Below are 22,941 nucleotides of genomic sequence, written 5' to 3'. Positions count from 1 at the left end.
ACCAAGGCTCGCCGCCTAAATAACGCGCTAACTGCGTTATAAATTTATCATGTAGAACAACTACATGTCAAAATTTATGCCTTGTTATCACTCCATTTATCTGTCGCTATAAATGGTCAGTAACTCAACACGATTGGTATAAAAACCGATTAAACGTAGATCATTAGTTACGCTCAATATCGCGTTCGTGCCGAAAAATAATAATTAAATGCGTATATAAAATACGCGTAGGAGCCTCTATTTTGAAGTCATTAGATGAAAAACCTATTCCACAGGCCAGCTTTCTTGATGCCTTGATCCCCATTACTGTACTAATCTGTTTACTCGGTGCAGCGGTCTACTTATTTGGTGATAGTTCATCATCTGGACCTAACCAAATTGCATTGTTGTTTGCAACATTTACAGCAGCATTGATTGGTCTGAAAAATGGCTACAGTTGGAAAAAACTTGAACAAGCAATGATTGAAGGGATCACGTTATCATTAGGGGCTATACTCATTTTATTGATGGTTGGCGCACTGATTGGTACTTGGTTACTCTCTGGGACAGTGCCGACGCTAATTTATTATGGTTTACAAGTCATCAACCCTAGCTGGTTTTATGCCGCGAGCTGTTTAATTTGCGGCATAGTTGCAATGAGTATAGGTAGCTCTTGGACCACAGCTGCAACAATAGGTGTCGCATTGCTAGGGGTGGCCACTGGACTTGGTTTAGAGCAAACAGTCACTGCAGGAGCGGTAATATCAGGTGCTTATTTTGGTGATAAGCTGAGCCCACTCTCTGAGACAACAAATTTAGCGCCAGCTGTTGTGGGCGCTGACTTATTTGAGCATATTCACCACATGCTGTGGACTACCGTGCCTAGCTTTGTTATCGCTTTGATAATCTTTGTTTTTATGGGGTTTAATGCCACGGCTTCTAGTGAAGCTGGACGTATTGATGAGATCACGGCGATTTTGCAGCAAAACTTTAATATTGGTTTCGAAATGTTGGTGCCATTATTGGTTTTATTAGTGTTAGCGATTAAAAAAATGCCTGCTTTTCCTGCTATTTCGATTGGAGCGGTGATAGGGGCTGTTTGGGCTATGCTATTTCAGTCAGACTTAATTGCCTCCCAAATAGATAGCTCGAAAGGAGAGCTTGTTGGATATTTTAAGTTAATTTGGACCACTTTTTTTGATGGTTTTACGATTGCTACCGGCGATGAAAAAATGAACTCATTACTTAGTGGTGGTGGTATGTCCGGTATGCTTACAACCACTTGGCTTATCATGACTGCCTTGATGTTTGGTGCCATTATGGAAAAAACGGGGTTACTTGATATTTTTGTAAAAAGCATTCTTAAAATTGCTAAAAGCACCGGTTCGTTGATTAGCGCGACAATCGCAACTTGTATCGGCACTAATGTCATTGCTGCAGATCAGTACATTGCTATTGTTGTGCCAGGGCGCATGTTTAAAGAAGAATATAAAAAGCGGGGGTTAAAGCCGGTTAATTTATCACGAACCCTAGAAGATGGCGGTACGATAACGAGCCCATTAATCCCATGGAATACGTGCGGTGCGTACATGCAAAGTGTGCTTTTGATTAATCCATTTGATTATGCATTGTATGCATTTTTTAACCTTATCAACCCTTTATTAGCTGTTGTGTATGCTTACCTAGGTATTAAAATTTTACGTATTAAGCCTAAACAACAGGCATAAATTAGTTGCTCCCCGCTCAAGGGGAGCCCTTTTTGGAGTTCTCCATGACTGCAACAAAAAAACCTCAAGCCCAGTATCTTAAAGATTATCAAGCTCCCCCATATTTTATTGAACATGTTGATTTAACCTTTGATCTGGCTCCCTTAAATACCCGGGTAACAAGTGTGATAACGCTAAAAAAAGCGGTAGCTGGTGAAGCTGATTTAGCGTTGGATGGAATTGAGTTAACTTTAATTTCAGTGGCTGTAGACGACGTCGCTTATAGTGATTATACGCTGTTAGATGAACAGCTGGTGATCCATAATTTACCCACAGAGTGTCAGGTCACAATCGTCAATGATATTTCACCAAAAACGAATACTTCCTTAGAAGGTTTATATCTTTCAGGGGGAGCGTATTGCACACAGTGTGAAGCACAAGGCTTTAGAAAAATAACCTACTATTTAGATCGCCCTGATGTGCTTGCAAGCTTTGATGTTACAATTATCGCAGATCAAAGCTATCGTCACCTTTTGTCAAATGGTAATAAATTAACGCAAGGACAATTAGATGACGGTCGCCACTTTGCAAAATGGCAAGATCCATTTAAAAAGCCTAGTTACTTATTTGCACTGGTAGCAGGGGATTTTGATGTACTTGAAGACACTTTTGTCACAAAAAGTGGACGCAATATTGAATTAGCGTTGTTTGTTGATAAAGGTAACTTAGCGAAAACCCCCCATGCCATGACCTCACTTAAAAAATCAATGCAGTGGGATGAGCAACGTTTTAACCTCGAGTATGATTTAGATATCTACATGATTGTTGCCGTGGATTTTTTCAATATGGGCGCGATGGAAAATAAAGGATTGAACATCTTTAATTCTAAGTGCGTACTAGCGAATCAAGAGACCGCGACTGATAAAGATTATCATACTATAGAGTCAATCGTCGGACATGAGTATTTTCATAATTGGACAGGCAACCGAGTTACTTGCCGCGACTGGTTTCAGCTATCATTAAAAGAAGGCCTAACGGTTTTTCGTGATCAAGAATTCAGCAGTGATCTAGGTTCACGAGCACTTAACCGTATTGATGCAGTAAAAGTGATGCGTACCCATCAGTTCAGTGAAGATGCAGGTCCTATGGCGCACCCGATTCGTCCTGAACAAGTGATAGAAATGAATAATTTCTACACGGTGACAGTGTACGATAAAGGTGCTGAAGTTATTCGTATGATGCATACATTGTTGGGTGAAGAAAAATTTCAACTTGGTATGGCTCTTTATTTTCAACGTCATGATGGGCAAGCTGTTACTTGCGATGACTTTGTTGCAGCCATGAGTGATGCCTCTGGTATTGATTTAACTCAGTTTAAACGTTGGTATAGTCAAGCTGGGACACCACGTCTGATTGTTGAGCAAGAATATAATACTGAGGAGGGTATCTTTACATTGAGTATTGAGCAACTCGCGCCAGTTAATCAACCGGATAATGCGCCGTTACATATACCATTTGCTATTGAGTTACTTGATAGGCAGGGCCAACCTGTACCATTGAGCTTTGCAGGTAAACCTATTGACCATGTTCTAGATGTAACCAACACGTATCAGCGCTTTAGTTTTGATGGTTTAGCAACAAAGCCTGTGGCAGTGTTATTAGAAGATTTTTCAGCGCCATGTATTGTCGAGCAACACACAACTGAGGCTGATTTATTACATATAATGCGTTTTGCTCGTAGTGATTTTTCGCGTTGGGATGCGCAGCAACAACTGCTTATTAATGCTGTGAAAGCCGCGATAGAAAACCCTAGAGAGCATTCACTTGCCAAGGAAGTTATAAACGCGTTACGTAGCTTAGTTATTGAGAGAAAGGGTGATTTAGCGTTGATCGCTGAGCTGTTAAAATTACCTAGTTTTGACACTTTAGCCGCAGAATTTGCAGTGATCCCGGTCGATGAAATTGTTGCTATCACCCAGCAATTTGAACTGCAAATAGCGAAACAATTGCAGTGCGAGTTTATCGCATGTTATCAAAGCTTGGTTGATGATGGTTCTGTTAGCGCCGATGCCGTTGCAGTACGTGCATTAAAAGGAATATGTTTACATTATTTAGCAAAAATTGATGAACCTGAGCATGCGCAACTACTTTGCGATGCCGCGAACTCTCATAATATGACCAACGTATTGGCAGCCCTGAGTGCTGTTGTTAAGGCCGACAGTCCTTTATCTGTTGAATTATTAAATCAATTTGACAGCCAATGGCGTCATGATGTGTTAGTGATGGACAAATGGTTTGCATTACAAGCAATGCAAGGTGGCGATAACGCAATTGTTAATATCAATAAGCTCTATGAACATCCTTGTTTTGATTTTTCTAACCCAAATCGCGTAAGGGCATTAGTGGGGAGTTTTAGTCACTTTAATACAGCGCAATTCCATCGTAAAGATGGTGCAGGTTATCAGTTATTAGGGGACTTGTTAGTCAAATTAAACGCTATTAATCCGCAAAATGCATCACGCATGCTTACACCATTTATGTCGTGGCGTCGTTATGACGAAGTACGCTCGATGGCGATGAAAGCCCAGTTACAGCGTCTTGCAGAGCTGGACAATTTAAGCGATGATTTATTTGAAAAAGTTGATAAAGCATTGCAATAAATTATGGTTGAATATTATTTTCTACTTAATCTTACCTACAAACAATGTATGGATTATTACGAAGGCAAGTACACGTCGGTACAAGTAATTGAAGATGGCGGCAAGAAAGTTCGTTTTGCCGCAAGCCATTTACGTCCTTTTATTTCTTCGTTAGGAGTGAGAGGACGCTTTCGACTTTTACTTACACCTGAACACAAATTCTTACGCTTGGAGCGAATAGGTTAGAACAGTATTTTCTTATAATATTGTTTTTTTTGTTAATTCAATTTGTCCTATTGTTAATTTACGTGTATAAATTATCTGGTAGGACGTCTTACCATTACGTAAACGCCAACTAAACAGAAAAATTATGACTGATTGAACGCGTTCTATTTGTAATTTCTTTATTTCGCTTCTATCGTTACGACTACACTAAAAACAATAACTTGATCACAAAATTACCCGCGACAGGGGGAACACACAATGATAAGAAGATCGCTTTTTGTTAAAAACAAAATATTTTTAGGCCTAGCTGCTGCAACATTAGGTTTATCAACAGGTGCGTCACACGCTGCTAACTTTGAAGTTGGTGGCTTTGATGTAACATTTGATTCAAACTTTTCCTATGGTCAAAGTATCCGCGTAGAAGACCGCGACTTTTCTTTGATTGGTAAAAGTAATAATCCTGCTTTTAATTGGACAGGCTATGATCCATCCCTTAATCCAATATACACAGCACAAGATGTGTGGGCACAGCCTGGCGCCTACTCAAATAATGGTGATGCTGGGGATTTAAATTTTGACAGTGGCGAATCCTTTTCGAAACTATTAAAAGGCACACACGATTTATCGATCAATAAAGATAACTATGGCTTGTTTACTCGCTTTATGTATTTTTATGATTTTGAGTTAATGGATGGCGATCGGGCTTATGTTAACCCTGTATCAGGTGGTGGCGTTGACCCATGTGATGATCCAGATACTAAAGAGCAAGTGTGCGCGGACATTCGCTTACTCGATGCCTTTGTATGGGCAGATTTTGATTTAAATGATGGTAAAAATCCATTATCAGTGCGGTTAGGTCAGCAAGTTGTCAACTGGGGTGAAAGTACGCTTATTTCACACGGTATCAATGTTAACCCTGTTGATATAGACCGTTTAAAAGCGCCTGGTGCTGAGCTAAAAGAAGCCTTTATTCCTGTAGGCATGCTATGGGCATCATTAGGTATTACCGACAACATCAACCTTGAAGCGTTTTATCAGTATGATTGGCATGAAACACGACTACCAGCAGCGGGGAGTTATTTTTCGACCAATGACTTTGCATCTGAAAACGGTTATCAGCAAAACATTCAGCTTGGCTTCACGTCTAACCCAGATATTGATCTGGCGTTTTTAACACAGAGCTTAAATAATTTACAAGCATCGTTTGGTGCTGCAGCTGCTGCACAAGGTATCGACCCAACCAGTGCTGAAGGTCAAGCATTACTTGCTAATATGTATTTAGCTTACCCAACTAAAGTAGCACTTAAAGGTAAGGGAGATGCAGGTAAGACTGAGCCAAAAAATGGCGGCCAATACGGTTTACGTTTAGGGATGTTTTTACCTGAATTAAATGATACTGAAGTGGCGTTATACCACATTAACTATCATAGTCGTCGTCCACTTATTTCAGGTCAAGTATCTAACTTTACAAATGAAGCGATTGCTGAAGATTTGGCGATGATCCTCTCGCCGGATACACAGATCACTGAAGACAATATCACTCAACTGAACGCATTTACACAAGGTAAGTTAGTCTACCCTGAAGATATTAAGCTCTATGGTGTTAGCTTTAATACTTCAATTGGTGAGACGGCGTTTGCGGGGGAGTTTGCATTTCGTGAAGACGAGCCTCTGCAAATTGATGACGTTGAACTACTTTATGCAGGTATGCCTGAGCAGTTAGCTGTTGCAGGTATTCGTCCTGATTTTGCGGGTATTTCACAAATGAGCCAAGGCGATGCAATTAGCGTTGTAGGACCTGGCGAAACAGCACAAGGTTATATTGAACGTAATACTGCACAACTACAGTTTACTGCTACACATTTATTTGGACCATCACTTGGTGCAGATAGTTGGGCTGTGGTCGGTGAAGTTGGGGGGGTGCGTATTAATGATATGCCAGAGTACGACGAGTTACGTTTAAATGTCTCAGGTACTGGTCGCAGTGGTGTTATCACAGGTCCTGGTACTGATGATTATTCAACGCTGCATCTTGGTTTATCAAATGGGCCTGAAACGAACCCTTTCCCGAGCGCATCAGCATGGGGTTACCGCTTAATTGCTAAAGGTGATTATTTTAACTTCTTTAAGGGGGTTAACTTTTCACCTCGATTTGTTTTTTCTCACGATGTAAATGGTATTACACCTGATCCAATGTTCTTATTTATTGAAGACCGTAAATCACTAGGTGTAACAGCAAACTTTAATTACCAAAACGCGTGGTCGTTTGACTTTAGCTACAACTCATTCTGGGGTGGTGGTCAAACTAATACATTCTCTGACCGCGATTTTGTTTCTTTTAATATTAAATATTCAATTTAAGGGTATCATCATGATAAAAAAACCTACCCTCATTGCACTAACGCTATGTAGTTTGTTTTCTACAACGGCTGTAGTTGCTAAAATGACTAGCGAAGAAGTCGCACGTTTAGGTGCGGATTTAACACCAGTAGGTGCTGAAAAAGCAGCCAATGCAGATGGCTCGATTCCAGCTTGGACGGGTGGTATCACCACTCCACCTGCAGGGTATACGCCAGGTATGCATCACCCAGACCCATATGCCAATGACAAAGTACTTTTCACCATTGATAAATCAAATGTTGATAAATACAAGGCTAACTTAAGCCCAGGCCAAGTTGCACTTTTTGAAGCGTACCCAGATACCTTTAAAATGAATATCTATACAACCCATCGTAGCGCTTCTAATCCGCAGTTTGTTTATGATGCAACGAAGCAATATGCACCTACTGCAGAGTTGATTGAAGAAGGTAACGGCATAAAAAATACCGCCATTGGTATTCCTTTTCCAATTCCTAAAAATGGCTTAGAAGCGATTTGGAATCACTTATTACGTTATCGTGGTCTCTCGATTGAACGTTTTGGTGGCCAAGCTGCACCGACTGCGTCAGGCTCATACAACATGGTTGGCTTTGATGAGCAATTGTTAGTTAAATATTCAGACCCAAAAGCGACTCCAGCGGAGCTGCAAGAGTCAAATATTTTATTTAAATTTAAACAAAAAGTGACAGAGCCTGCACGACTTGCAGGAACGGCGTTATTAGTTCATGAGACGATGGACCAAATACTTACCCCTCGCCAAGCATGGACTTACAATACCGGTCAGCGTCGTGTTCGTCGTGCTCCTAACGTAGCCTATGATGCACCTGGAACTGCGGCTGATAGCCTTCGTACCACAGATGATTTTGATATGTTCAATGGTTCACCAAATCGCTATACGTGGACATTAAAGGGTAAGCAAGAGCTTTATGTTCCTTACAATAGCTACAAATTGCATAGCGACAAGCTTGAATATGATGATATTTTAATGGCGGGGCACATTAATCCTGAGCATGTGCGTTATGAAAAGCACCGTGTTTGGGTCGTTGAAGCGAACCTAAAAGGCGATACTCGTCATATCTATAAAAAGCGCGTGTTTTATATAGATGAAGATAGCTGGCAAGTTCAAGTAACAGATATCTATGATAACCGTGATCAAATGTATCGAGTTGCGATGGCGCATACGATCAACTACTACGATGCGTTGACTAATTGGAGTACGCTCGATGTGTATCATGATTTGAATTCACGCCGCTACCTTGCAATCGGTTTAGATAACCAAGAGAAAATGTACGATTTTTCACAATCGTTTAACGATAATGAATTTACCTCGAGCGCACTGCGCCGCGAAGGTCGTTAATTCATTCAAGCACCTGGTCTAAGCCAGGTGCTTTTTTGTTCCAAATCGCGTTTGTCATTCTGACACGTATGGGGTCCCCCGATTGCTCGTTATATACCGACAAACACACTCTTTCAAGGCGATTTAAAAATATGAAGTACATGCTTTATGCAGGCCTTGCTATTACTGCAAGCCTTTCAACACAATCAATAGCGTCTGAACCGCTTGCGGCTATTACTGCAACAAAAGCAGATAAAACGTTGTTGACTGATATTGAATTTACAGGAAAGCAATTGGTCGCTGTAGGGAAGCACGGCACTATAATTACAAGTGTTGATGCAAAAGACTGGCAACAAGCTGCTGTGCCAAGCCAAGTGTTATTAACAGCGGTCACCTTTAATGGTAGTGAGCGCGGTTGGGCGTGTGGCCATGATGCAACAATCATTAACACAACGGACGGCGGGGCGAATTGGCAATTACAACAAGTAAATACACAATTGGATAAACCCTGCCTAGACATCTTATTTATCACTGAGCAACACGGTTTTGCCGTTGGTGCTTATGGTATGTTTTATGAAACCACAGATGGTGGAGAAAACTGGCAAAAACGCTTTTTAGATTCATTGCTATTTGCAGAAGACCAAGAATACTTAAATGATTTAAAAGATTCTGATCCTGAAGCCTATGAAGCTGAAACAGCCTCAATACTGCCGCACTTCAATCGTATTGTTGCAACGGGTAATAAACTTATGCTGGTTGGTGAAATGGGGTTACTTGCTCACAGTACAGATAATGGTAAAAGCTGGCAACGTGATGAAGAAATTTATATGGGCTCTTTCTTTGCATACGCCAGTGACGATCATGGCGAGGAAGTTGTAGCGGGATTACGCGGCAATATTTTCAGCCGTCAACAAGAACAGCAGTGGCGACCAATAAACAATGATAAAACAGCCACAGTAAACAGTATTATTAAAGCAGGTGAAAACCATTGGCTGTTACTTGCTAATAGCGGGGTGATTTTTCATTACATAAATAATCAATTAACAGTTGAGCAGTTACCCGATGGTAAAGCTATTTTAGATGCGGTTCTTTTTGATAATCAGTTGGTTATGGCTTCAGAAAATGGCATTAAAGTGAAGGAGATGGCTGAATAATGCATGCAATCGTAGAATTCTTAGAAAAAGCTGTTTTTCGTCATCGATTATTGATGGTAATGAGCTTTATTGTAATTACGTGTTTTTTAGGGTTTAAAGCCACGCAAATCCAACTAGATGCCTCATTTAATAAAAATATTCCACTTAATCATGATTACATGAAAGTGTATTTAAAGCATGAAAAACAATTTGGTGGGGCAAATAGTATTTTAATCTCCGTATGTGATGATAGCGGCGATATTTTTAATCCTGAATTTTTTACACAATTAAAAGCGGTCCACGATCAGCTGTATTTTATACCTGGAGTAAACCGGCCCTTAGTGAATTCAATTTTTGCCCCTAGCGCACGTTTTGTCGAAGTCGTTGAAGATGGGTTTGCCGGCGGACCAATTATCCCAGCTAATTTTACAGCAGACAAACGTGGTTTAGCGGTTGTAAAAGAAAATATTGAAAAGGCCAAAGTAGTTGGTCGCATGATAGCATCCGATTATTCATGCGCCATGGTAACAGCGCAGTTAATGGAAACGGATCCACAAACCCAAGAAAAACTGGATACCTTAGCGTTTGCTCAAAAACTAGAAAGTGAAATTAGAGAGCCATTAAGTACGGATAAAGTCAGCATCCATATCATTGGTTTTGCCAAGATGGCTGGTGATATTGCTGAAGGCGCGAAGGGCGTCGTGTTATTTTTTGCTATCGCAATTGCGTTTACCTTCGTGATGGTGTGGTTATTTTGTGGCAGTTTAAAGCTGACTATTTTGCCAATTACTTGTTCTATTATCGCCGTGGTTTGGCAGTTAGGATTATTATCGAGCCTAGGATTTGGCTTAGATCCGATGTCAATTTTAGTGCCATTTTTAGTGTTTGCGATTGGTGTAAGCCATGGTGTACAAATGATCAATGCGATTGGGAAAAAAGTTGCAGAGCAAGACAGTGATACCCGTCGTTGTTGTCAGGCAAGTTTTAGAGCGCTATTGATCCCAGGTGGCATTGCATTGTTATCTGACACCGTTGGCTTTTTAACCTTACTGACAATTGATATTGGTATAATTCGTGAGTTGGCTATTACAGCAAGTTTAGGTGTTGCGGTTATTATTTTCACTAACTTAGTGTTATTACCTGTGTGGGCATCTTATATGCATTTTGACAACACAGTGCATATCCAATCAGGAAATAGTGACAAGCCAAATATGCTTGATACTTTGCGTGACTTATTAGTGAAAACCACCGATCCTAAATGGGCTAAAGTCATTATAGCCAGTACTCTAGTGCTATTTGCTTTGGGCTATTGGCAAGCAGGAAAAATGCATATTGGAGATTTACACGCGGGTGCACCGTCATTGCATCAAGATGCGCGTTATAACCAAGATACATTTTTAATATCGGACAAATACACCATTTCTTCGGATATTCTTAAAGTGATTGTAGAAGCGTATCCAGCAGCTTGTACAGAGCACGATGTAATGGAGCGGATCAGCCGCTTTCAATATAAAGTTGAAAACCTTGCCGGAGTGCAGTCTGCTGTAACGCTAAGCTCAGTTGCGCAATCAGTAAATGCAGGCTACAACGAAGGTAATTTGAAATGGCAAAGCTTGCCACGTAATACCGCAAGTTTAGTACAGTCAACGGCAAGAGTTGAAACCAGTACCGGGTTACTCAATGGTGATTGTTCAGTCATGCCAGTGATCATCTTTTTAGACGATCATAAAGCGCAAACCATTGAGCATATCATTGCAAGTGTTAAGCAATTTGCTATCGAAGAGCAAACCGACACATTACACTTTAAGTTGGCATCAGGACCTGTAGGCGTAATGGCTGCAACCAATGAGTCAGTCTCAGCGGCGCAATTGCCAATGATGCTTTATGTCTATGGGGCGGTGATTATTTTATGCTTAATTAGCTTTAAGAGCGTAAAAGCAACCATTGCTGTCGTGCTACCTCTATACATAGTGTCCACGTTGGCTCAGGCTTTGATGGTGCAGCTTGAAATAGGGCTAACAGTTTCAACCTTGCCTGTTATTGCATTAGGGGTGGGAATTGGTGTTGATTACGGAATTTATATTTTGTCATCTATGATGGGGCAACTAAAGCAAGGTGTGGCATTACCTGTTGCGTATCGAAATGCGCTAATTGAACGTGGCAGTGCGGTATTATTCACCGGAATTACCTTGGCCATCGGTGTCAGTACTTGGATTTTCTCTGATCTGAAGTTTCAAGTAGACATGGGGATATTGTTAACCTTCATGTTTTTGGTCAATATGCTCGGTGCGGTGTTACTTTTACCGGCAATCGGCAGTTTACTCTGGACTGACCAGAAAAAATAATGTGAATAATTTTGCTCCTAAATGGCCTGTATAGGCCATTTATATCTATAATTTGTGAATAGATGACCAAATAGCTGAAATGCTTAAAATGTTTTCATCGAAAGGGCTGTTTATTAATTTTAAAAGGGTTAGAATTTGCCTGACTCCACACAATAAATTGCTGTACAAATTTTCCACCTAAGTCGGTGGTATAGATTTAAGGAACATGTAATGACACGAAATGAAGGGCAAGCCTCGGTTATCTTAGATAATGTCTGTAAGCTGATCCAGAAAAAAGTTCACGCTGATAATGTGTTACTCGTTGAGAAATTCGCCAAATCCTTGTACAGCAATATGTCTAAAGAAGATTTGGCACATCGCAATGATAGTGACTTATATGGCGCTGCACTTAGCCTATGGAACTCGCTAGAAAAAAATACCTCTGATGACGCGGTTATCCGTGTTTTCAATCCTGAAGTAGCAAAAGATGGCTGGCAGTCATCGCATACAATCGTAGAAATTATCACTAAAGATATGCCATTTCTAGTTGATTCGGTGCGTATGGCGATGACCCGTGAAAATATCGCCTCTCACTTGCTACTGCATAGCCCACTTAAAATTCAACGCGATAAGAACGGGAAGATTTCAGCCGTTTCTAATTTAAAAGCGGAACAAGAATCCAGCTCGACAAAAACGGTATTTTTTATCGAAATCGATCGTCAAACAGATTCTTCAGTGATCGACTCGTTCAAAAAAGAACTTGAGTCAGTGCTCAACGATGTCTCTACTGCGGTAGAAGATTGGCAGCCGATCCGTAAAAAGTTAGTTGCGGTCACCAAAGAGTTACCTAAGCGTCACCACAACAACAATGCCAGTGAAGTAGCTGAAACAGTTGAATTTTTAGATTGGTTAGCGAAAGATAATTTTACTCTAATGGGTTATCGTCAATATGATTTGATACCTGTTCAAGGTGACTATCAACTCAAAGGTAAGATCGAGGGCAGTTTAGGTTTGATGAAAAATTCAACCGAAGAACATTCTCGATTGTTATCTGATTTACCAGAAGTTGCACGCCAAGAAGCGCGTAATAATAATTTACTGATCTTGACTAAAACTAACTCATTATCACGAGTTCATCGCCCAGCATACATAGATTATGTTGGTATTAAACGTTTTGATGACGAAGGTAATGTAATTGGTGAAGACCGTTTTATCGGTTTATTCTCATCAAGTTTCTATAACAACAGTGCCGCTGATGTGCCTGTATTAAAAAGCAAAATTAATCGCATCATGGAAATGTGTGATTTTGCCAAAGGCACACATGCGTACAAAGCGGTATTAAATATTCTTGAGACTTATCCGCGCGATGAGTTAGTACAAGCACGCGAAAGTGAGTTACTTGAAGTTGCAATGGGTGTATTGCAAATACAAGAACGTGATATGTGTCGCTTATTTGTTCGTAAAGATGCTTATGGCCGTTTCTTCTCTTGCATGGTTTATGTACCACGTGAGCGTTATAACACAGCACTACGCCGCGAAACGCAATGTATCTTAGCAAACGCATTTAATTCTGACGATAAAGTCGAATTTACTACCTTTTTCTCAGAGTCAACACTAGCGCGTACTCACTATACCGTGCGTGTGACTGACAACAATATCGAATATAACGTGAAAGACATCGAAAATAATTTAGTAGAAGCCGCTCGTACTTGGGAAGATAAACTACAGTCAGCATTATTAGAATCAGCTGGTGAAGCGCGTGGTAATGAACTTAATCGTAAATACTGCAATGCATTTGCCCGTTCATACAAAGATGAAGTATTGCCAAGTGCGGCCGTTGTTGATATTGAAAAGCTTGAATTGCTTAACGATGATAATAAACTCGAAATGTTGTTTTATCGTCCGCAAGAAGAAGCAAACAGTAATATTGTTCGTTTGAGCCTATTCCATAAAGACGTACCAATTCATCTATCTGATGTTATGCCAATGCTTGAAAACTTTGGCTTACGTGTCATTGGTGAAACGCCATATTCAGTTAAAACCAGTGATGGCAGTGTTAACTGGATCATGGATTTCTCTATGTTACTTGATAGTAAAGGGATCGCTGATTTTGATAAAGTATCCGCGCGTTTTCGTGCTGCATTGACCAGTGTATGGAGTAATCGTTTAGAAAACGATGGTTTTAATCGTTTAGTGCTAATGGGTGGCTTAACTGGCCGTGAAGCATCAATTCTTCGTGCTTATGCAAAGTATATGCGTCAAGTTGGGGTTACTTTCTCGCAAAGTTACATCGAAAGCACCTTAGCGAACTACCCTCATATTGGCTCACAAATTGTCAATTTATTCGCTAAAAAATTCTCAGTGAAAAGTCCAGTAAGTGTTAAAACACTTGATAAGCTAATTGCGCAAATTTACCTTGAGCTTGAAAACGTTGCTAACTTAGATGATGACCGTATCATCCGTTTGTACGTGGATATGATCATTGCTACGTTACGTACTAACTACTTTCAAAAAGATGACACTGGCCAGTTCAAATCGTATGTGTCATTTAAAGTTAACCCGAGTTTAATTCCAGATATGCCATTGCCGTTACCGGCATTTGAGATATTTGTTTATTCACCGCGCGTTGAAGGTGTGCATTTACGCGGTGGTAAAGTGGCTCGTGGTGGTCTGCGTTGGTCTGATCGTCGTGAAGATTTCCGCACTGAAGTATTGGGCTTAGTTAAAGCACAACAGGTTAAGAACACGGTGATCGTCCCGGTAGGGTCTAAAGGTGGCTTTGTATGTAAACAACTGCCTACGGATCGTGATGCGTTTTTCAAAGAAGGCCAAGAGTGCTACAAAATCTTTATTCGCGGTTTATTAGACATTACAGATAACATCATCCAAGGCGAGATTGTGCCACCTGTTGATGTGACACGTCATGATGAAGATGATGCATACTTAGTTGTTGCAGCGGATAAGGGCACGGCGACGTTCTCAGATATTGCCAATGGTATCGCGAATGAATATAACTTCTGGCTAGGTGATGCATTTGCATCGGGTGGCTCTGTGGGTTATGACCATAAGAAAATGGGTATTACTGCGAAAGGTGGTTGGGAATCTGTTAAGCGTCACTTCCGTGAAATTGATATTGATACGCAAACTACAGACTTTACTGTGGTTGCAATTGGTGACATGGCAGGGGATGTATTCGGTAATGGTATGTTGTTATCGAAGCATATTCGTCTGCAAGTGGCATTTAACCATTTACACATTTTTGTTGATCCAAACCCAGATTCAGCAACGTCTTACCCAGAGCGTGAACGCTTGTTTAATTTACCACGTTCTTCATGGGAAGATTATAATAAAGAGTTAATTTCAGCGGGCGGTGGGGTATTCTCTCGCGCTGCTAAATCAATCACTTTAACGCCAGAAATGAAGAAAATGTTGGGCACTAAAAAAGCCAGCATGACACCAAATGAATTGATCAAAGCCAGTTTAATGATGGAGTTTGATTTATTATGGAATGGTGGTATCGGAACTTACATTAAGAGCAGTAAAGAAAGCGATGCTGATGTAGGTGATCGTGCTAATGATGCACTGCGCATTAATGGCCACGAGTTAGGTGCAAAAGTATTTGGTGAAGGTGGTAACTTAGGCGCGACACAACTAGGTCGTATTGAGTTTGCTACTAAAGGTGGTCGTGTAAACACTGACTTTATTGATAATGTGGGTGGTGTTGCGTGTTCTGATAACGAAGTAAATATCAAAATTTTACTTAATGGTTTAGTCACAGCAGGTGATTTAACGCGTAAACAACGTGATGAATTGCTGTACTCAATGACTGATGAAGTAGCACAACTAGTATTGAAAGACTGTTATCGTCAAACCCATACGCTGTCTATTACGCAATCTAAAGGTTCATCAACGCTAAAAGAGAAAGTACGTTTTATCCATGCGCTTGAAAAAGAAGGCAAGTTAAACCGTGCTATTGAATTTATTCCAAGTGATGAAGAATTGGCAGAACGCGCTGCCGCGGGTAAAGACCTCACTCGCCCAGAGCTATCGGTGCTTGTTTCTTATGCCAAGATGGTACTGAAAGAGTCATTAGTGACAGACGAAATTACAGAAAATCCGTATTATCGTCAGCTTTTAGTGAAGTCATTCCCATTACCGCTGCGTGAAAAATTCAACGCAGCAATGGATAATCACCCACTGCGTAAAGAGATCATTGCAACTAAACTTGCTAACAATATCGTTAATGATATGGGCCTTAATTTCATGGTGCGTATGCATGAAGAAACAGGTGCAAATGAAGCTGAAGTTGCATTATGTTACTCAGTTGCCAGTGAAGTGTTCCAAATGCGTGACACCTGGTCTGCAATTGTGGCGCTGGATAATAAGATCCCAGCTGCAGTACAAACTGAAATGCTGTATCAATTACGTCGTACAGTACGCCGTGCAACACGTTGGTTCTTACGTCACCGTAATAAAGCGCAAAATATTGAGCAAACAATTGCATTCTTCGCACCAACGTTTGCTGACTTAAGTGCAAACTTAACCAGCTATATGGTTGAAAAAGAAAGTGAACGTTTAAACAAAGCGGCTGAAAAACTAATAGATAGTGCAGTACCTGCAGAGCTTGCAACACGTATAGTATCGCTATCTAGCCTGTTCTCAGTAATGGATTTGGCTGAAGTAGCTGCGAATTCAGGCCGCAGTATTGATATGGTGTCGAATACCTACTTCAAACTTGGCGCCCGCATGGGTCTACATTGGTTCTTAGATCAAATTACCAATCAACCAGTGGCAAACCATTGGCAAGCCTTGGCACGTGCTTCTTATCGTGAAGAACTTGATTGGCAACAACGTACATTATCAGAAGTAGTACTAAACAACTTCACAGGTGATGACAAAGACGTTGACAGTCAAATTGATCACTGGATGGATAGCCAAGATTTACTATTGCAACGCTGGAAGCAAATGTTGGCTGAGTTTAAAACTTCACAAAGCCATGATTTTGCTAAGTTCTCAGTCGCACTTCGCGAACTTATGTTACTGAGTCATAACTGTGATTCGTCAACAAAATAAGCGATTACTAGTGCTTCATTATTTTCTCAACTGAAAATAATGAGTTAATCACTAAAATTGTTATACAATACCCCAGCCTAGTCTGGGGTATTTTTTTATAAAGAGGATTATTTGATGTTTTACGATCTAGCTCGCCGTTTTATGTTCACCCGTGATGCGGAATGGGCCCATGAATTTGCACTGCATAATTTACGCCGTTTTAATAATACGCCATTCAGTGCCGCATGGTCTCAATCAGTGGCAGATCGCCCCGTAGAATTTCTAGGCTTACAATTTAAAAACCCAGTTGGACTTGCTGCAGGCCTTGATAAAAATGCCGAGTGTATTGATGCTTTTGCAAAAATGGGGTTTGGTTTTATTGAAGTGGGGACTGTCACACCACGTCCACAAGCGGGGAATGATAAACCACGTATTTTCCGCCTGCCAGAATCAAATGCCATTATTAATCGTATGGGTTTTAACAATAAAGGGGTGGATAACCTAATTAATAACGTCAAAGCAGCGAAGTATGACGGTATTTTAGGTATTAATATTGGTAAAAATAAAGATACCCCAAATGAGCAGGGTAAAGACGATTATATCCACTGTATGCGTAAAGTGTTTGAATATGCATCATATATCACTGTAAATATCTCTTCACCCAATACACCAGACTTGCGTGATTTGCAATATGGTGCTGCACTGGACGATTTATTGCAAAGCTTAAAGAACGAACAATTAGATTTAATTGCTAAGCATGATAAACAAGTCCCCATGCTGGTAAAAATTGCGCCAGATCTTGATGAAGTGCAAATTGCCCAAGTGAGTGAGTCTTTGATCAATAATAAGATCGATGGTGTGATCGCGACAAATACAACCTTAGAGCGTGCAGCTGTGCAAGGTCAACAGTATGCAAATGAAGCGGGCGGCCTGTCTGGTCAGCCAGTGCGTCATCGTTCAACCCAAGTTGTGCAAGAGCTGAAGCGTTTAACTGCAGGAAAGTTACCAATTATTGGGGTGGGGGGCATTGATGATTCAGCTAGCGCCAACGAAAAGTTTTCAGCAGGAGCTGATCTTGTCCAAGTATACACAGGATTTATATATAAAGGCCCGCAATTGGTAAAAACGATCCTGCAAGGCTTATAAGGATCAGTTATTTAAGCTTTTGATCATTCAATAAATGTTCTAAGGAAATGTTTATTAATTGGTCAAAAGCGGCTATAATTCGCTATTCATAAGATTAATTTATAAGGAGCATAGGAAACGCATGTTACAAGCATCAAAGCAATGGAAGTGGATTGCTTGTCCAGTAAAAAATCGCTTGTTGATCGACTTAGATCAAGATATGCAACTGTGCACGCCTTATAAACTCCGCCAACTTACTGATTCAGTGCTCACGCAACCATGTTTTAGTTTAGAAGACGCCGCGTTTTATCAGCAAGTTTATCAATACCTTGATGGTTTTAATGTGTGGAAAACTGCGCAATTGTGTCAAATTGCACTCAATGCAACTGCTGCAAAGTTTTACCTAAAACCTATGTTGGCAAAAAGTTGGTTTTTTGACCCTTATACTGGCAGTGAGCCGAGTGTTGAAGCTGTGATAAAACTGCATAGCCGCCTTCAGGCTGGTGAGTTTTTAATTGTAGAACACAGTAAAGATGCGTCATTATGTATTAGTTTAGCTGAGCATTTTCAGCTTGATGAAAATTTAAGTCTGAATCAGTTTGAGGCTATTCGAGTGCTTAATAACCGCGTTCACCCAATTTATAACCACGTTCAAAACAGTAAAACTGCTTAAGCATATTTTTTAGCGTTCCTGCCTTTATCGCGTGTTTGTCTGCCAACCTATGTTATAATCCTGCGCAATTAGCTATCAAGGGTTATTACTTTGCATTTTATCGCACTTACTTCTATCGGAATCGAAAACTTATTGGTTGAAGAACTTACTGACATTGGCGCCACGGTGACCAAGCAAACGGTGGGCTCTGTACGCTTTGAAGGTGACACTACATTAGCACAAAAAGTGTGTTTGATGAGCCGCTTCGCAACTCGTGTACTTATGTTGATTGAAGAGAAAGAAGGCGTAAATGATAAAGAAAGCCTCTACAAGTTTGCTCGTTTGCAACCATGGCAAGAATGGTTTGGCCCAACGCAAACATTCGCAGTTGACTTCAATGGCACTAATGATGCACTTAAGAACACTCAATTTTCAGGTTTGGTGATTAAAGATGCCATTGTTGACTATTTTAATGATTTATACGAACAACGCCCTAACGTAGATAAACAAGATGCCAATGTTCGTGTTGTTGCACGTTTATCGCGTCAAGGTGTGGCTATGTATATTGATTATTCAGGTCCGCGGTTATCAGAGCGTGGTTATCGTGAAGGCCAAGGTAAAGCACCAATTAAAGAGCATTTAGCAGCGGCACTTATTAAACGCAGTGGTTGGCTCGAGAATGTACAGCAGCCATTATTTGACCCTTGTTGTGGTGCCGGTACTATTTTAATAGAAGCTGCTGGTATGGCACGTAATGAAGCGCCGGGACTATTCCGTGAAGGTTTTGCATTTGAACGTCTACCAAGCTTTAGAATTGCCAAGTACAAAGAATTAAGAGAGCAGTTAATTGCTCAGATCACCGATCCTAAACTATGGCTTATAGGTCATGATTATGATGCCAATGTATTAAGCAAAGCAGTAGATAATGCGCGCAGAGCTGGACTTGGTGATGTAATTAAATTTAAACAAAGTGATGCAACTAAACTGACCTCAGTGGCAAAACTACCTGGTGTGGTTATTTCAAACTTGCCTTATGGTGAGCGTATTGGCTCTATGGCTGAGTTAGTCAGTTTGCACAGTGCGTTAGGCACTGGCTTTAAAAAACATTTTAATAACTGGAAACTTGCTCTATTGGGCATGGATGAAAGCCTATTTAAATTATTAAAACTGGTTAAACTTAAACGCTATAAGTTTAAAAATGGCCCGCTTGATGTGGTACTTAATCTATACCAGTTAGATGATAAACAAGTTAGCCAAACAACCGAAGACAAGCCCGCATTGAATTTTGAAGGCTCGTTGTCATTTGCTAATCGCGTGAAGAAAAATAAGCAAGGGTTAAAAAATTGGCTTAAGCAAAATGAAATTCAAGCTTATCGTGTGTATGACGCTGATATTCCAGAGTACAATGTTGCAGTGGATGTTTATGGCGATTCGGCGGTTATTTTTGAATACGCAGCCCCGAAAGAAATTGATGATGCTACCGCACATAAACGTTTACAAGACGTAATCTCTCTAACTGCACAACAGCTTAATATTGCACCAGGCAATATTGCTGTCAAAGTCCGTAAAAAACAAAAAGGTGAAGAGCAATACACACCAATGGCCAAACAAAACAGGACTCAAGTCGTTGAAGAGTTTGGTGCCAAGTTTAAGGTAAACTTATTTGATTACCTAGACACAGGGTTGTTTTTAGATCATCGCCTTGCGCGTCGCTATATTCAAGAAAACGCCAAAGATAAACGCTTTTTAAACTTGTTTGCTTATACAGGCACAGCCTCTGTCCACGCAGCTCTTGGTGGTGCAAAAGCGATTACCACGGTTGATTTATCAAAAACCTACTTAAAGTGGGGGCAGGATAATTTTGAGCTAAATAATATTAGTAATACCCGTTATCGCTTTGAGCAAGCAGATTGTTTGAAGTGGCTGGAATATGCAACTAGCCAATATGATTTGATCTTTTTAGATCCACCGACATTTTCTAACTCAAAACGTATGAAAGATGCATTTGATGTACAACGTGATCACATTAAGTTATTAACGTGGGTTAAAAAAATTCTCAGTCCATCAGGTACTTTGATATTTTCGAATAATAAGCGTGGTTTTATCATGGATGAAGTGGGTTTAATTGGCTTAGGCTTAAAAGCGCAAAATATTTCAGAGCAAACATTATCGCCTGATTTTAAACGTAATAAACAGATCCATAATAGCTGGTTAATTACGCATGGCTAATTGGGTACTATATCATACTGATGGGTGTCATTTGTGCGAGCAAGCGCAGTCTTTGATTGATCCATTGTTAGGTGATGATTCATTACTGCTTGTTGATATTATCAGCGATGATTCATTGATCGCTGAATATCAGACTAGTATCCCAGTTTTAAAAAGCGAACAAGGCAGACAATTGTATTGGCCTTTTACTGCGCAAGATGTGCGTCAGTTTTTTACGCAAACAGAAAAAGAGTAAACAGATCATATGGACTTAATTAGAATTTCTAAAGCTCAACTCGCGTACGGCACGCACCCATTACTTGATAACGCGGATGCAATTATTGAAAGTGGTGAGCGCGTGTGTGTGGTTGGCCGAAATGGCGCTGGTAAATCAACACTATTAAAAGTACTCGATGGCCAAGTGATTTTAGATGATGGTGAAATAAATCAGCTTGGTAGCATTAAAATTTCACGCTTAGAGCAAGATCCTCCAAAAGGTGCCAGCGGTTCGGTGTTTGATTATGTCGCACAAGGCATGCCTGAAATAGCTAATTTACTCATTGATTATCATCATGTTAGTACCCAGCTACAAACGCAGTGCACAGATCAACTATTAAATAAGTTAGAGCGTTTATCAAACCAGCTCGAAGCGGCAGATGGCTGGCGCTTTGATAGTCGAATTCAATTAGTTTTAACGCGTTTGGAATTGTCTCCTGAAGCTAAACTTGAGTCGCTTTCAGGTGGTTGGTTACGAAAAGTGGCACTTGCGCGTGCGCTGGTCAGTGAGCCTGACTTACTGCTACTTGATGAGCCTACCAACCACTTAGACATGGAAAGCGTGATGTGGCTTGAGCAGTTTTTGAAAGAGTTTAAAGGTGGCATTGTATTTATTTCTCATGACCGTGCTTTTATTCGCGCTGTGGCGACACGAATTTTAGATTTAGACCGTGGTAAATTAATTTCCTACCCTGGTGACTATGCAACTTATTTAGAGCAAAAAGCCCACGATTTAAAAGTCGAAGAAGCACAAAATGCGTTGTTTGATAAACGCCTAGCTGAAGAGGAAGCGTGGATCCGCCAAGGTGTTAAAGCCCGACGTACGCGTAATGAAGGTCGGGTACGTGAACTTAAGCAACTTCGTAATGAGCGTAAGCAACGAGTGGATCAAGTTGGTAAAACTGACTTTAACATTGAAACGGCTGACCGCTCTGGTAAATTAGTGTTTGAGGCTAAGCACTTAAACCATCAATTCAATAAAGACAAAGTAATTGCTCGTGATTTCTCTACCCTTGTTATGCGTGGTGATCGCATCGGTTTAGTTGGGCCTAACGGGATTGGTAAAACAACCTTATTAAAATTATTATTTGGTGATATTGCAGCGGATGAAGGAATAGTTAAACAAGGCGTCAATCTTGAGTTTGCTTATTTTGACCAATACCGCCAGAAGCTAGATGAAGAAGCAACAGTACAAGACAATGTTGCAGAAGGTAAGCAAGAAGTGATGATGAATGGTCGTTCACGTCATGTGCTTGGTTACTTGCAAGACTTTTTGTTCCCGCCTGCGCGTGCGCGTACGCCGGTTAAAGCATTGTCTGGTGGTGAAAAGAACCGCTTATTATTGGCAAAGCTCTTCCTAAAGCCGTCAAACATTCTGGTTCTGGATGAGCCAACCAATGATTTGGATATAGAAACCCTTGAGTTGTTGGAAGATATCATTAATCAATATCAAGGTACTGTGCTAATTGTTAGTCATGACCGTGAGTTTATTGATAACACTTGTACCAGTGTTTGGGCGTTTGAAGGAAATGGCGTGATCACCGATATTGTCGGTGGTTATAGCGACTACGAAGCCTATACAAACTATTTAGCACAACAAAAAAAGCATGAGAGCACGCCAGCTAAAAAGCAAGCTGTAGTTACAGCTCCTGTTATTAAAGCTGAAAATAAAACGAATAAACTCTCTTACAAATTAAAACTTGAATTAGAGCAATTACCCAGTAAGCTTGAACAACTTGAGCAAGCATTAGAAGCACAGCAAGTTGTGGTTAATGACGCTAATTTCTTTAAACAAGATGCCAGCATAACAACCAAAGAGTTGAACCATTTAGCACAACTTGAGTCTGACCTTGAAGCCGCTTTGGAGCGCTGGGAAGAACTTGAAGATTTAAAGAATCAGTAGTAAG

At 40.5% G+C, this 22,941-nt stretch carries 13 protein-coding genes; all 13 read left to right on the top strand.

What is annotated here, in order from left to right:
- Nucleotides 1-242: 242 nt before the first annotated feature.
- Complete coding sequence (nhaC, locus tag CWB85_RS13900; RefSeq protein WP_016709616.1) at nucleotides 243-1,706, top strand: Na+/H+ antiporter NhaC; 1,464 nt, start codon at nucleotides 243-245, stop codon at nucleotides 1,704-1,706.
- A gap of 44 nt (nucleotides 1,707-1,750) precedes the next feature.
- Entirely contained in the window at nucleotides 1,751-4,345 is a 2,595-nt protein-coding gene (pepN, locus tag CWB85_RS13895) for an aminopeptidase N (RefSeq protein ID WP_138555208.1), read from the top strand.
- A gap of 3 nt (nucleotides 4,346-4,348) precedes the next feature.
- Nucleotides 4,349-4,570 (top strand): DUF2835 domain-containing protein, encoded by a 222-nt coding sequence (locus tag CWB85_RS13890; protein ID WP_016709618.1) that lies wholly within the window; start codon nucleotides 4,349-4,351, stop codon nucleotides 4,568-4,570.
- A gap of 237 nt (nucleotides 4,571-4,807) precedes the next feature.
- Nucleotides 4,808-6,910: a DUF1302 domain-containing protein gene (locus CWB85_RS13885; RefSeq protein WP_016709619.1), complete on the top strand. Its 2,103-nt coding sequence runs from the start codon at nucleotides 4,808-4,810 to the stop codon at nucleotides 6,908-6,910.
- 10 nt (nucleotides 6,911-6,920) lie between these two features.
- Nucleotides 6,921-8,285: a DUF1329 domain-containing protein gene (locus CWB85_RS13880; protein WP_138555207.1), complete on the top strand. Its 1,365-nt coding sequence runs from the start codon at nucleotides 6,921-6,923 to the stop codon at nucleotides 8,283-8,285.
- Nucleotides 8,286-8,416: 131 nt separating this feature from the next.
- Complete coding sequence (locus CWB85_RS13875) at nucleotides 8,417-9,418, top strand: WD40/YVTN/BNR-like repeat-containing protein (RefSeq protein WP_138555206.1); 1,002 nt, start codon at nucleotides 8,417-8,419, stop codon at nucleotides 9,416-9,418.
- A complete protein-coding gene (locus tag CWB85_RS13870) occupies nucleotides 9,418-11,742 on the top strand; it encodes an efflux RND transporter permease subunit (RefSeq protein WP_138555205.1) in 2,325 nt (774 codons plus the stop codon). Before CWB85_RS13875 ends, CWB85_RS13870 begins: the two co-directional genes overlap by 1 nt.
- 210 nt (nucleotides 11,743-11,952) lie before the next feature.
- The gene (locus tag CWB85_RS13865; protein WP_138555204.1) at nucleotides 11,953-16,794 is read left to right on the top strand and encodes an NAD-glutamate dehydrogenase; all 4,842 of its coding nucleotides are present in this window, start codon (nucleotides 11,953-11,955) and stop codon (nucleotides 16,792-16,794) included.
- A gap of 114 nt (nucleotides 16,795-16,908) precedes the next feature.
- The gene (pyrD, locus tag CWB85_RS13860) at nucleotides 16,909-17,919 is read left to right on the top strand and encodes a quinone-dependent dihydroorotate dehydrogenase (protein WP_138555203.1); all 1,011 of its coding nucleotides are present in this window, start codon (nucleotides 16,909-16,911) and stop codon (nucleotides 17,917-17,919) included.
- 121 nt (nucleotides 17,920-18,040) lie between these two features.
- Nucleotides 18,041-18,571 carry a cell division protein ZapC domain-containing protein gene (locus CWB85_RS13855; RefSeq protein WP_016709625.1) on the top strand — a complete coding sequence of 177 codons (531 nt, stop codon included), beginning with the start codon at nucleotides 18,041-18,043 and terminating at the stop codon, nucleotides 18,569-18,571.
- A gap of 90 nt (nucleotides 18,572-18,661) precedes the next feature.
- Entirely contained in the window at nucleotides 18,662-20,779 is a 2,118-nt protein-coding gene (gene rlmKL / locus CWB85_RS13850; protein WP_016709626.1) for a bifunctional 23S rRNA (guanine(2069)-N(7))-methyltransferase RlmK/23S rRNA (guanine(2445)-N(2))-methyltransferase RlmL, read from the top strand.
- Entirely contained in the window at nucleotides 20,772-21,014 is a 243-nt protein-coding gene (locus tag CWB85_RS13845; protein ID WP_138555202.1) for a glutaredoxin family protein, read from the top strand. The genes rlmKL and CWB85_RS13845 overlap by 8 nt, the downstream gene beginning before the upstream one ends.
- A 9-nt stretch (nucleotides 21,015-21,023) precedes the next feature.
- Nucleotides 21,024-22,937: an ATP-binding cassette ATPase Uup gene (uup, locus tag CWB85_RS13840; RefSeq protein WP_016709628.1), complete on the top strand. Its 1,914-nt coding sequence runs from the start codon at nucleotides 21,024-21,026 to the stop codon at nucleotides 22,935-22,937.
- Nucleotides 22,938-22,941: the final 4 nt, after the last annotated feature.

This window comes from Pseudoalteromonas sp. S1727 (genome assembly GCF_005886375.1).
GTDB lineage: Bacteria > Pseudomonadota > Gammaproteobacteria > Enterobacterales > Alteromonadaceae > Pseudoalteromonas > Pseudoalteromonas haloplanktis.
The sequence above is the reverse complement of the archived record's forward strand: the minus strand, read 5'-3'. Positions and strand labels throughout refer to the sequence as shown.